13 protein-coding genes are annotated in these 12,700 nt (G+C 66.4%); 12 read left to right on the forward strand and 1 reads right to left on the reverse strand.

Annotated elements, in window-relative coordinates; all coding sequences use genetic code 11:
• From ACZY08_RS10615 to ACZY08_RS10665, 11 genes are all read left to right on the forward strand, one after another.
• Positions 1-1,383 (forward strand): aldehyde dehydrogenase family protein, encoded by a 1,383-nt coding sequence (locus ACZY08_RS10615; RefSeq protein WP_463744887.1) that lies wholly within the window; start codon positions 1-3, stop codon positions 1,381-1,383.
• A 37-nt stretch (positions 1,384-1,420) separates the two neighbouring features.
• Positions 1,421-2,878 (forward strand): carotenoid oxygenase family protein, encoded by a 1,458-nt coding sequence (locus ACZY08_RS10620; RefSeq protein ID WP_463744886.1) that lies wholly within the window; start codon positions 1,421-1,423, stop codon positions 2,876-2,878.
• A 158-nt stretch (positions 2,879-3,036) separates the two neighbouring features.
• Complete coding sequence (locus tag ACZY08_RS10625; protein WP_463744885.1) at positions 3,037-4,002, forward strand: thiamine pyrophosphate-dependent dehydrogenase E1 component subunit alpha; 966 nt, start codon at positions 3,037-3,039, stop codon at positions 4,000-4,002.
• A 4-nt stretch (positions 4,003-4,006) separates the two neighbouring features.
• Positions 4,007-5,053, forward strand: a complete 1,047-nt coding sequence (locus tag ACZY08_RS10630) for an alpha-ketoacid dehydrogenase subunit beta (RefSeq protein WP_463744884.1) — start codon at positions 4,007-4,009, stop codon at positions 5,051-5,053.
• A gap of 5 nt (positions 5,054-5,058) precedes the next feature.
• Positions 5,059-6,579 (forward strand): AMP-binding protein, encoded by a 1,521-nt coding sequence (locus tag ACZY08_RS10635; RefSeq protein ID WP_463744883.1) that lies wholly within the window; start codon positions 5,059-5,061, stop codon positions 6,577-6,579.
• Positions 6,579-7,640 carry an acyl-CoA dehydrogenase family protein gene (locus ACZY08_RS10640; protein ID WP_463744882.1) on the forward strand — a complete coding sequence of 354 codons (1,062 nt, stop codon included), beginning with the start codon at positions 6,579-6,581 and terminating at the stop codon, positions 7,638-7,640. Before ACZY08_RS10635 ends, ACZY08_RS10640 begins: the two co-directional genes overlap by 1 nt.
• Positions 7,624-8,778, forward strand: a complete 1,155-nt coding sequence (locus ACZY08_RS10645) for an acyl-CoA dehydrogenase family protein (protein ID WP_463744881.1) — start codon at positions 7,624-7,626, stop codon at positions 8,776-8,778. Before ACZY08_RS10640 ends, ACZY08_RS10645 begins: the two co-directional genes overlap by 17 nt.
• Before the next feature lies 1 nt (position 8,779).
• Positions 8,780-9,124, forward strand: a complete 345-nt coding sequence (locus ACZY08_RS10650) for a 2Fe-2S iron-sulfur cluster-binding protein (protein WP_463744880.1) — start codon at positions 8,780-8,782, stop codon at positions 9,122-9,124.
• Positions 9,117-9,548, forward strand: coding sequence for a Zn-ribbon domain-containing OB-fold protein (locus ACZY08_RS10655; protein ID WP_463744879.1), 432 nt, complete (start codon positions 9,117-9,119; stop codon positions 9,546-9,548). The genes ACZY08_RS10650 and ACZY08_RS10655 overlap by 8 nt, the downstream gene beginning before the upstream one ends.
• Positions 9,545-10,690: a thiolase family protein gene (locus tag ACZY08_RS10660; RefSeq protein ID WP_463744878.1), complete on the forward strand. Its 1,146-nt coding sequence runs from the start codon at positions 9,545-9,547 to the stop codon at positions 10,688-10,690. Before ACZY08_RS10655 ends, ACZY08_RS10660 begins: the two co-directional genes overlap by 4 nt.
• A 61-nt stretch (positions 10,691-10,751) precedes the next feature.
• Positions 10,752-10,982 (forward strand): biotin/lipoyl-containing protein, encoded by a 231-nt coding sequence (locus tag ACZY08_RS10665; protein ID WP_463744877.1) that lies wholly within the window; start codon positions 10,752-10,754, stop codon positions 10,980-10,982.
• A gap of 34 nt (positions 10,983-11,016) precedes the next feature.
• Here the strand turns inward: ACZY08_RS10665 and ACZY08_RS10670 are convergent, their stop codons facing one another.
• Positions 11,017-11,898, reverse strand: a complete 882-nt coding sequence (locus ACZY08_RS10670) for a LysR family transcriptional regulator (protein WP_463744876.1) — start codon at positions 11,896-11,898, stop codon at positions 11,017-11,019.
• A gap of 71 nt (positions 11,899-11,969) precedes the next feature.
• Between ACZY08_RS10670 and ACZY08_RS10675 the strand changes: the two genes are divergently transcribed.
• Positions 11,970-12,686 (forward strand): SDR family oxidoreductase, encoded by a 717-nt coding sequence (locus ACZY08_RS10675; RefSeq protein ID WP_463744875.1) that lies wholly within the window; start codon positions 11,970-11,972, stop codon positions 12,684-12,686.
• Positions 12,687-12,700 lie beyond the last annotated feature (14 nt).

Consider the following 12,700-nt stretch of genomic DNA (forward strand, 5'->3'; position numbering starts at 1 on the left):
ATGCTTAGTACTCCCGAACCCGACTGCGCGGCAACGGTTCTCCGGCTGCGTCAGACATTCGACACCGGGAGAACGCTGGATCTGGACTGGCGCCGTACCCAATTGCGGGCTCTCGTCGAGATGCTGACCGACAACGGCGACGCCATCGTGGACGCGGTCGCAGCCGACCTGCGCCGAGAGCCGTTCGAGACCTGGCTGGCCGAGGTCGTGGCGACGGCGAACGAGGCCCGCTACGCCGCCAGGAATGTCGGTAGGTGGGCCCGACGTAGGCACCGGCTACTGGAGTGGACACAGTTGCCGGGCCGGGCCTGGATCCAGTACGAGCCCTACGGCACGGTCTTGATCATCGGTCCGTGGAACGTCCCGTTCCAACTAAGTCTGACGCCGGCGATCGGGGCGATCGCTGCCGGAAACACCGTGGTGGTCAAGCCATCCGAACTTGCGCCAGCTTCCTCGCGGCTGATGGCCGAGCTGATACCGCGTTACCTCGACCCCGCGGCGGTGGCAGTCGTCGAGGGCGACGGTGTGGTCACCCAAGAGCTGATCGCGCAGGGGTTGGACCGGGTCCTGTTCACCGGTGGCACCGCGACCGGCCAGAAGATCATGGCGGCTGCGGCAGATCATTTGACTCCGGTCACGTTGGAGTTGGGCGGTAAGAGCCCGGTGATCGTCGCCGACGATGCCGACGTGAGGACTGCCGCCCGCCGGATCGCATGGATCAAGCTGATGAACTCCGGCCAGATCTGTGTCGCACCTGATTACGTCCTGGTGCATGAGGGTGTGCGCGATCGGTTCGTCGAGGAGATCCGCACGGCCATCGCCGACTTCCGGCGCGGGGCGGCGACCGGTCTGCCGATCGTCAACGAGCGTCAGTTCGCCCGCCTGGCGGGCGCCCTGGCCGCCACCACCGGCGACGTCGTTGTCGGCGGGGGCACCGATGCCGGGCGCCTGGAGATCGAGCCCACGGTTGTCGTCGAACCCGACGCGGGCGAGCCGCTGATGACCGACGAGATCTTCGGTCCCATCCTTCCGGTGCTCACCGTCGAATCCGTCGATCACGCAATCGAGTTCATCCGGCGGCGGCCCAAACCTCTTGCTGCATATCTGTTCACCACTTCCAAGGCGACCCGGGAGCGGGTCGTCCGTCGAGTTCCGGCGGGCGGCATGGTGATCAATCAGCTGTTGCTACAGGTGGCGACGGCAAAGATGCCGTTCGGCGGTGTCGGGCCGTCGGGGATGGGCGCCTACCACGGTAGGTTCGGGTTCGAGGAGTTCAGTCACCGTAAATCGGTGCTGGCCAAGCCGACTCGCCCGGATCTGACGGCAATGTTCTATCCGCCCTACACGGACAAGAGATCGCGGTTGCTGCGCCGTATGGCGTGAGCATGTTGAACGATTACGTACGAGTCTTGGAGAACCCATGGATGCCAGCCTTGTTCGGGAGAGCCCGTTTCTGACCGGCCATCACCAGCCCACCCGGATGGAGGTCGACGCCCCCGACCTGGTGGTCCGCGGTCAGCTACCGGAAGACCTGGCGGGGGTGTTCTATCGCAACGGCGCCGAGTCGCTGTATCCGCCGACTGACGAGGACTACCACTGGTTCGACGGCGATGGCATGGTCTATGCGTTCTTCATCGAGAGCGGCCGGGTGTCGATGCGCAACCGGTGGGTGCGCACCGACAAGTTCTTGCTCGAACAGGGGGAGGGGCGTCGGCTGTTCGGCGTGCTGGGCAACCCGATGACCACGGATCCGACCGCCGCCGGCACCCGCTACAACACCGCCAACACCAACGTCATCATCCACGGTGGCAAGCTGCTGGCCCTGATGGAGGGCGCGCCGCCGGTGGCCCTGGACCCGCGCACACTGGCCACGCTGGGCGAGGAGACCTACGGCGGCCTCATCACCACGACGTTTTCGGCGCACCCCAAGGTCGACCACGCCACCGGCGAGCTGATCAACATCGGCAATGCGGTGCACGGGCTGGGCGGAGACGCGGTGATCCGTTACGACGTCATCGATTTCGACGGTGTTCCGGTGGTCACCGAGTTGATTCCGGTGCCGCACATGACCATGCTGCACACCTTCTTCGTCACCGAGAACTGGGTGGTGTTCCCGGTCATGCCGCTCGAGCTGAGCTTGGCGCGGGCGATGCGCGGCGGTCCCATGACGGCCTGGGTGCCCGGCCGGCCGAGCAAGCTGGGGCTGATGCCGCGGCGCGGGAACGCAGCCGACGTGCGCTGGATCGAGGTAGAGCCGCGGCACATGCTGCACGAGGCGAACGTGTGGGAGGACGCGCAGGGCCGCATCATCGCCGATGTCGCTGCAGCGGAGGGCACCGCACTGTTTCCCGACGTCGACGGCAACCGGGCCGGGCATGCGGAAACCCGGCAGAGCTTGCGCCGCTGGACGATTGATCCGCAGGCAATGTCGGACACACTCAATGAAGAGATCATCAACGATCGCGACATCCAGTTCCCGCGGCCCGACGACCGGTTGATGGCGCAGCGAAGCCGGCACGCGTTCGCGAACAGCAATCTGCAATCACGTGACGGCCGGGTCGACGGCATGGACTCGGCACTGCGGGTGGACACCGTGACCGGGGCCGAGGACCTCTATCACTTCGGTGCAGGGGCCGCCGTCGGCGAACTCATCTTCGCTCCGCGGGTCGGAAGCACTCACGAACTCGACGGCTACGCGCTGACATTGGTGCACCGCGCCGACGCCCGGGAAAGTGAACTCGTGGTTTTCGATGCGGCTGACATCGCCGGCGGTCCGCTTGCCAGTGCCGTCATCCCCTTCGGTGTCCCCAGCGGATTCCACTGCAGCTACTACAGCGTGGACGGCCCGTTGTACTCGCAGGCTTTCGGAAACCTCTAGCCGTTCCTCGTTCGCTCTGCGGTGAGGGCGCAGGCTTCTCGTACTTTTGCGCCCCGCACGCAGAGTCACCGGGCGGGATGGCCGTAAACATCCGTTGACATGGAGAAGTGATCTCTGTTACTAATTAATTATCTGACCGACCAATAGATGGGAAGCTGATGACGCCTGGGGCAGCCGAGCTGACGCAGATCTTCACCACTGCCACGCGGATCAAGGTGTGCGACGAGAAATTCCGTTCTCTGATCCTGACCGGCCAGGTCAGCGCCCAGTACTACTCGCCGCGGGGGCAGGAGATCGTGTCATCGTCGATCGGCGCACTGCTCCGCCCGGACGACTATCTGGTCACCACCTACCGCGGGCTGCACGACCATCTGGCCAAGGGTGTGCCGATGCGGGAGCTGTGGGCCGAGTTCTTCGGCAAGGCCACGGGCACCTGCAAAGGCAAAGGCGGTCCGATGCATATCACCCACCCCGACTCCGGCCTGATGGTCACCACCGGGATCGTGGGCAGCGGCCTGCCCATCGCCAACGGGCTGGCGCTGGCCTCCCAACTACAGGGCGGCGAACGGGTCACGATCGTGAACTTCGGTGACGGCGCCACCAACATCGGGGCGTTCCACGAGGCCTGCAACCTTGCGTCGTTGTGGAAGCTGCCGGTGGTGTTCTGCTGTCACAACAACCGGTACGCCGAGCACACGTCTTTCGAGGGTGGCACCAGCGTGGACCGGGTGGCCGACCGGGCGGCGTCCTACAAGATGCCCGGCGTACGGGTCGACGGCAACGACCCGGTGGCGATGTACGACGCGGCCCGCACCGCGATCGATCGGGCCCGCGCCGGTGAAGGGCCAACCCTGTTGGAAGCCATGACCTTCCGCTTCTACGGCCATCAGATGTCGGACCAGAACGAGTACATGAAGCCCGGTGAACTGGACGCCGAACGCGCCGCCGACCCGGTGCTCCGGTTACGGGCCGGGCTGATCGAGGATCGCGTGCTCACCGAGGACGAGGCCAAGGCCATCGAGGCGCAGGCAAAGGCGGAAGTACAGGACGCCTTCGAGTTCGCCGAATCCAGCCCGGTTCCCGAGCTTTCCGAGCTGTTGACCGACGTCTACGAAGGGGTATGAGGCCATGACCACCGAAACGGCAGGGACCGAGAGCGTGGAAACGGTCCCGATGCTCGGATTCCAGGCCCTTGGCAGTGCTCTCGACGACGCACTGTCGCGCGACCCGTCCGTGATCCTGCTGGGCGAGGACATCGCCGACCCCAGCGGCGGCGTGTTCAAGGTATCCGCCGGGCTCTCCACCAAGTACGGTGCCGACCGGGTGCGGGCCACCCCGATCAGCGAGCAGGCCATCGTCGGCGCCGCGGTGGGCGCCGCGATCGCCGGCATGAGGCCGGTCGCCGAGATCATGCTGATGGACTTCCTGGCCGTGTGCATGGATCAGGTGTCCAATCACGCCGCGAAGCTGCGCTACATGTCCGGCGGGCAGACCACCGTGCCGTTGACCATTCGGTGCGCTGCCGGTGCCGGAATGCAGTTCGGGGCACAGCATTCCGAGATGCTGGAGGCCTGGCTCACCCACATCCCAGGTTTGAAGGTCGTGGTGCCCAGTAACCCCGCCGATGCCAAGGGGCTGCTCACCGCGGCGATCTTCGACCCCGACCCGGTGGTGGTGGTCGAGCAGAGCCTCCTTTATTTCGCGCCGCCGCAGCCGGTACCGGTCGGCCATCATGTCGTCCCGCTGGGCTCGGCGGCAACAGTGCGCACGGGCAGCGACGTCACCCTGATCAGCTACGGCAGGCAGGTGCACACCGCACTGGCCGCCGCGGAGGAGCTGGCGCAGGATTCGATCGACGCCGAGGTGATCGACCTGCGATCGCTGGTGCCGTTGGACGAGAGCAGGATTCTGGAATCCGTTGCCCGCACCAGGCACGCCGTGGTCATTCACGAGGCCGTTCGCCGTGGGGGATTCGGTGCCGAGCTCGCCGCGCTGATCACCGAAAACCTGTTCGACGAGCTTGGATCTCCGGTGCAGCGGGTAGCCGGCGCCGACACCCCGATACCGTTCACGAAGGTCCTCGAGGATGCCTTCATACCGGGTCAGGATGCCATCGTGGAAGCGGCCAAGCGTGCGGTCTCACGGTCGCGCGCCACCGCCGGATCGCCCGGCTGACTTCCGTGGTCCATGCGATCGAGCAATACGCTCGTCAAGACGGGGCCGCGGTGGCGCTATCCGATGGGACGACCTCGTGGACGTGGCAGCAGCTCGATGAACGACTGAACAGTTGTGTGAATTGGTTGCTGGCGCAACATGTTCCAGATGGCGCCCGAGTGGCGGTGATGGGCGCCAACAGCGTGCACGTGGTGCTGGCGCACCTGGCCACCACCTATGCCGGGTTGTCGGCGGTCCCGGTGAACTACCACCTGACTGCGGGTGAGGTGGGCTACATCCTGCGCGACGCCGCCGTGCACACGGTGCTGTGCAGTGCCGACGTGGCGGCCACCGTGCGCACTGCGGATTGCGATGTGCATGTGGTGGACTGGGGAGATCTCGACGCCGTGACGGCGCAGTGTCCCGACGCTGAGCCGCCCGCGGGCATCGCGCCGGTCAAGCCGCTGTATTACACCTCGGGCACCACTGGCTACCCGAAGGGCGTCGAACTGCCCGACCAGATGTTTCCCGGCGGGAATTCGATGGCCGAATATGTGCAGCGCGTGATCGATTCACCCCTTCGCACACCCGGCAGGCAGTTGGTCGTGGCGCCCATGCATCACACCGGACCCATGGCGGGTGTGCGCGGCATCCTGGCGGGTCAGCCCTTGGTGATCCTGCCGAAGTTCGACGCCGAGCAGGTGCTCGCCACCATCGACCGGGAGCGCATCGGGGCCACGATGATGGTGCCGACCCACTTCTCCCGCCTGCTGCAGCTGCCGGACGGCACCCGCAACCGCTACGACATCAGCAGCATGCGCAGCATCGTGCATACCGGCGCGGCCTGTCCGATCGAGGTCAAGCGGGCCATGATCGAATGGTTCGGTCCGATCCTGGTGGAGGCGTACGGCTCCACCGAGGCCGGCACCGTCACCTTGATCAACTCGGCCGAATGGCTGGCACGCCCAGGTTCGGTGGGGCGTGCCATGCCGGGATACGAGCTGAGCGTCCGCACCGAGGAAGGCGAGGTCCTTCCCCGCGGTACAACGGGATTGGTCTGCGTGCAGTCCAGCGTCGGGCACCGCCCCAGCTATCACGGTGATCCGGACAAGACCCGCCGCAGCTATGTGGCCGACGGGGTGTTTGCGCTCGGTGAGATCGGCTACCTCGACGACGATGGCTATCTGTATCTGACGGATCGGGCCTCTGACATGGTGGTCAGTGGCGGGGTCAACGTGTATCCGGCCGAGTCGGAGGCGGTGCTGCGCCGGCATCCCGCCGTCGCCGACGTGGCTGTCATCGGCATTCCGCACGACGATCTCGGCGAGCAGCTGTGTGCCCTGGTCGTGAGCGCCGGCCCCGAGGTCGAACCCGAGGAGTTGGTCGCGTGGACGCGAGAACGCCTGGCGCACTACAAATGCCCAAACCTGATCGAGCTCGTCGACTTCGATCTGCGTTCGGTGATGGGGAAGCTGAACAAGCGGCAGCTGCGGGACCGGTATCTGGCCCGGATGGTCGCTGCCACGACGTCGGCCGGGAGGCCCTGATGGACACCGCCGGGCTGACGCGTGACACCCCGTCTACGGAGTTCGCGTTCACCGAGGAGCACACTGCGCTGCGGACCGTGCTCCAGGAGTTCTTTGCCGGTGTCGCCGAGATCAGTTGGCGCAGACTGCTGTCCGAAGTCGGGATCGACGAGATCGTTTTCGACACCATGGAATCCGCGGCCACCGCCGTCGACTTGGCGATTGTCGCCGAGCAGGCCGGCGCAGCGCTCTTCGGCGGCCCGTTACTCCCCAGTGTCGCCGCGGGAGTACTGGCCGCAAGCGTCGGAGACGCGGCGCTGGTGGCCCCATTGCGCGACGGGAGGCGAACGGTCGCCTCCGCCACGGATGCCCAGATGAGCACCAACCCGTCTGGTGGCGTCGACGTGAGGGCTGCCCCGGTGTGGAATGCGACCGGAGCCGATTTGGTGGTGATCTCTGGAACTTTGGACGGTGCGCCTGCGGTAGCTCTGTTCACCGGTTCCGCCGGGGCGGTGGACGAGCTGTCCGGGCTGGATCTGTCCCGGCCACTGGGGAGGTTGTCCGTCGAGACAACGCAACCGGAGGTGCTCCTTCGCGGAGACGAGGCCGTCGCAGTGCATACCGTGACGGCGCAGCGGGCCGGCCTGGTGATCTCGGCCGAGTTGCTCGGAGTGGCTCAGCACGTACTGGACTCGACCGTCTCCTACGTCGGCAAGAGAGTCCAGTTCGGCCGCACCATCGGCTCCTTCCAGGCGGTCAAACATCGTCTGGTGGATCTGCTGGCCGCGGTGGAACTCACCCGTTCGGCCGTCTACGGGGCAGCCTGGCGGCTCAGTCGTGATCCCGGCTCGTTGAGCACCGACATCGACCTGGCGGTGGCGGCGCTGCTGTCCCGGCAGTCGGCACTCGCGGTCACCAAGGCCGCCGTCCAGCTGCACGGTGGCATCGCGATCACCTGGGAACACTGGGCACACCGCTACCTGCGGCGAGCCAATTCGGTTGTCGCGCTGACCGGTTCGCCCAGTGAGTGCAGGCGCCAGCTCGCTGACCTGATCGATCGACGGGATGGTGACATTGTCTGAGCAGGTGAACGACGCCGATCTGCGCGACGAGGTCGGCCGCTGGGTTGTCGAGAACTTTCCCGGCGTCACCGAAACCTGGTATGCCGCACTTGGGGACCGTGGCTACACCGTTCCCCACTGGCCGCGCGAACACGGCGGACTCGGCTTCACCGAGCAGCAGGCCGCCGTGGTGCGGTCGGTCCTGAACGAACACGGCGCCGGGTTACCCGACCACTACTTCGTGCCGCTGATGCTGATCGGCCCGGCCCTCATGGACTGGGGCACCGCCGAACAGCAGCGGAAGTACCTGCCCGGGATCGCGGCCGGCGCGGACATGTGGTGCCAGCTGTTCAGCGAACCCGGGGCGGGATCGGACCTCGCCAGTCTGGCCACCCGCGCGGTGCCCGAAGGTGATTCGTGGCGGGTCAACGGACAGAAGGTGTGGAGTTCGTTCGCCACCGAGTCCCGCTACGGGATGTTGTTGGCGCGCACCGATCTGGATCAGCCGAAGAACGCCGGAATCACCTGCTTCCTGGTCGATATGGCCTCTCCGGGTGTGGCCGTGCGGCCGCTACGCCAACTCACCGGCGATGAGCACTTCTGCGAGGTGTTCCTCGAGGAGCTGGTGTTGGGACCCGAGACGGTACTCGGGAAGGTGAACGATGGATGGCGCGTCGCCATGACGACCCTGAACGCCGAACGTTCAGGGCTCTCGGAAACCTCGAGCGCCAGCGGCATCCGGTTGGCGCCGGTGCTCGATCTGGCACGGCGCAACGGAGGCTGGACCGATCCTGTGGTTCGGGACCGGCTCGTGGATCTGTTCGCCATCGAGCACGCGCTGGGTCTGACCAATCTGCGGTCGATCGCCGAATCCCGTACGCCGGGAGGCTCACCGACTGGGTCGATCACCAAGCTGGTGCTGTCTGAATTGTCCCAGGAGATCAGCGAACTCGGCTTCGAGTTGGGTGGGCCAGAGGCGGCGTACTGGGATGGAGCGATACCGTCGGAGACGCACGCGCTGCTCGACAGCCGTCGGTTCACCATCGCCGGCGGAACGTCCGAGGTTCAGCGCAACATCGTCGGCGAACGAGTGCTGGGCCTGGACCGCGAGATCGATCCGGGGCGTGGCAAGCCTTGGCGTGAACTGCGGCGCAGCTGACATGCCGACCGTCACCGTCCGACCCTCGGGGATCACGTTCGAGGCCTGCCAGGGGCAGACGGTGATGGCTGCCGCGTTGGCAGCGGGCCTTCGGTGGCCGACGGTGTGCGGCGGAAACGGCGACTGCCTGGTCTGCCACGTGGGCGTGCTTCAGGGAGCACAGCACCTGGCAGAGCCGTCGGCGACCGAAACCGAAGCGGTGCGAAACCTCGCCGGCGATCGGGGCGGGCGCGGCGAGCATGTGCGGCTGGCCTGCCAGGCGGGCGTGCTGGGAGACGTGGTGGTCGAAAAACGTGGGGTGCGTAAGCGACGCAACGAAGTTGGACAGGAGGAGTTGGGTGGCTGAGCTCATCGATGCCGGCATCATGGAGGTCATCGACGGCCGGCTCAGGCTGGTCGGCGGCTGCTGCGGCGACTGCGGTGAGATCGAGTTCCCGCGCAAGCCGTCATGCCGTGACTGCGGTGGGGTCGACATCGCGGGTGTGCCGCTGGCCGATCATGGCGTGCTCTGGAGTTGGACTGTGCAGCGGTTCCCGCCGCCCAGCCCGCCATACTTCGGCGCCGCAGACGAATTCGAGCCGTTCGGTGTGGGCTACGTGGAACTCTCCGGAGAGGTGATTGTGGAGGCACGGCTGACCGAATCGGATCCCGATCGGTTGTGGATCGGTATGCCGATGGCTCTGTCCGATATCGATGTGATCACCGAAACCGGAGAATTAGCGTGGACGTTCGCGTTCATGCCGGTTGAACCGCGAGGGGATCGATCATGAACTCCGTAGCGGTCATCGGCATCGGTTGCCGGCCCTTCGGGCGCTATCAGGACACCTCGGCGCGTTCGGAGGCCGTGGCGGCCGTCCGGCAGGCGCTGGCCGACGCGTCGGTGACGTGGCCGCAGATCGAATACGCCGTGGGCGGCAGCATGTCCGCCGGGTCGGCCGACACGCTGGTGTCCGATTTGGGGTTGACGGGCGTTCCGTTTGTCAACGTCCTCAACGGCTGTGCGACGGGCAGCAGTTCGCTGATCTCGGCGATGCACACCATCGAGGCCGGGGCGGCGGATCTCGCGCTGGTGGTGGGCTTCGACTCGCATCCTCGCGGCGCATTTTCGATCAACCCCGCCGCCTTGGGCCTCGGAGAGTGGTATGGCCCATCGGGTCTCGCGCTGACCTCGCAGTTCTTCGCGCTGAAGATCCAGCGGTACCTGCACGAGTTCGGCTTGCCGGAGCGGTTGCTTGCCGAGGTTGCGGCCAAGGCGTTCCGCAACGGATCGCTCAATCCCAATGCCTGGCGCCGCAAGCCGCAGTCGGTGGCCGTGGTCGAAGCGTCGATGATGCTCTCGGATCCATTGCGTCAGTACATGCTGTGTTCGCCGGGTGACGGTGCGACCGCGCTGGTGTTGTGCAATGCCGAGAAGGCTAAGGAGTTCAGCCCGCACCCTGTGTACGTCGCGTCGTCGGCGGTGCGAACGCGCCGTCCCGGCTCATTCGAGGTGCTCAGTCCGTCGCTGTCCGTTCGCCGGGGCGTCAGCCCGACCGTCGATGCCGCGGCTGCGGCGTTCGAGCTGGCCGGCATCGGGCCCGACGAGGTCGACCTGGCGCAGTTGCAGGACACCGATGCGGGCGCGGAGATCATCCACATGGCCGAGACCGGCCTGTGCGCCGATGGTGAGCAGGCCGAGCTGATCGACTCCGGCGCAACCGAACTCACCGGCCGGCTGCCGATCAACACCGACGGCGGATGCCTGGCCAACGGAGAGCCGATCGGCGCCTCCGGCCTCCGGCAGATCCACGAGAACGTCCTGCAACTGCGCGGCACCGCGGGGGAGCGCCAGGTGCTCGGGCAACCCAGGGTTGCGCTGTCCCACGTCTACGGTGCACCGGGCCTCAGCGGTTGCACGATTCTCACCAGGTAAGGGCGCCCGATGAAAGCGACCGTCGACCCGTCCGCTGAACCCGCCCGAAAGGTTTAACGCCGTGGAGATCAAGATGCCCAAACTCGACGTGACGATGACCGAAGGTACGTTCCTCGGTTGGCTGGTGCCCGACGGGACCGCCGTGGAGGAGGGGGAGGACCTGTACACGGTCGGCACCGACAAAGTGTCCGCTGACGTTCCGGCGCCCAGTCCCGGGGTACTACGCTACGGCTCGGCGAAGGAAGACGAGACCTATGCAGTGGGAACCATTTTGGGCACGCTGGAGGTATAGCGGCGTGGCACCGGTGCCCGCGCCACGTCGAGTATCAGGTCGTCTGATCCCGGCACGCCAGGGCAGCCGCCACGAACTCGTCCCGCATCGGATTGTCGGTCGTGGCGTTCCAGATCAGCGTGACCCGGGCCGGCCCGAGGTCCTCGATCGGCACCGCTCGCACGTCCGGACGACGGTAGTAGGCAGTCGCGGATCGCGGCAGAATGACGAAACCCTCACGTGCGGCGACATGTTCGAGTTTGTCCTCCATGGTGCGGAACTCCTCGCGCGGCGGTGCCCAACGCTGACCGGCCACGGCCGCCGACAGCCATTCCGGCAACATCGCCGGGTCCGGCAACAACAACACCCTGGACGTGAGGTCGGCCAGTCGCAGTGACGCCCGGGTGGCCAGGGCATCGTCAGCCGGCAGCACCGCATCCATGGGTTCTTCCAGCAGCGGGGCGCTGCCCAGCCCGCGGTGGTCGACGGGTTCACGTGCATAGACCACGTCCACTTCGCCTGACCGGACCAACTCAGCCTGCTGCTGCCACGGGATTTGGCGTATCACCGCGCGGCCCTGCGGATTGCCCGCTTCGAATGCTGCGGCCGCTGCCGTCGCACGCAGCCCGGCCATCACCCCGACCGTCACGGTCACCGCGCGTCCGGCGGCCTGGGTCAACCGCTGCCGCAGGGCCTGTGCGTCGTCGAGCAGAACCTTGGCGTCCTGCAGAAGCTGGGCACCGGCACTGGTCAGTTGGGTGCCGCTGCTGCCGCGGATGAACAACTGAGCGCCGAGCTCACTCTCGAACGCCCGGATCTGTCGCGACAACACCGGCTGGGCGATATGCAGGCGCTGCGCGGCACGCCCGAAATTGAGCTCCTCGGCCACTGCGATGAAATACCGCAGCTTGCGCAGATCGAGGTCGGGCGTGCTCATGCCCTGAGGGTATCGCCGTCCGACCAAAAGAGTCTTGGACGACAAACCCGAGGCGAACACACAGTGGACTCATGAACCTCAAGAACGCACGCGTCTTGATCATCGGCGGTACCTCCGGCATCGGTCTGGGAGTGGCGCAAGCGGTGGCTGATCGAGGCGGCATACCGATCGTGGTGTCGCGCAACCGGTCCAACGTCGACCGAGCGCTGACCGGACTAGGCGAGAACGCCCGCGGACTGACCGTCGATCTCGGTGATCCCTCGTCGCTCGCGCATCTCGTCGACGAGGTGGGGGAGATCGAGCACCTCGTATTCAGCGCAGGCGAACCACTCACCATGGTCGGCCTGGCCGATCTGACCGCCGCAGCGATCACCGAGTTCATCGGCACCCGGTTCGTCGGTCAATTGCAGACGGTGCGGGAGTTCGCTCCCCGGATCACGCCGGGCGGGTCGATCACGCTGACCAGTGGCACGGCCGCCGAGAAGCCCGGGCTGGGGGTGCTGCCCACCGCCATCTGCGGCGCGATCAACGCCATGACCCGAGCACTGGCAGTCGAACTTGCGCCGTTGCGGGTCAACGCCGTCGCCCCGGGGCCCATCGAGACGCCTCTGTGGTCGGCACTCGGCGAGGCCGATCGCGACGCCGTATACGAGCAGTTCGCGAGCAATCTCCCCGCCGGCCGGATCGGTCAGCCGGCCGACACCGCACTGGCGTACACCTACCTGATGGAACAGGAGTTCGGCACCGGCGTCGTTCTCACGGTCGACGGCGGTACAACGCTGGTCTGATCGGGCTTGGTGTG

Source organism: Mycobacterium sp. IDUB_9 (genome assembly GCF_055419505.1).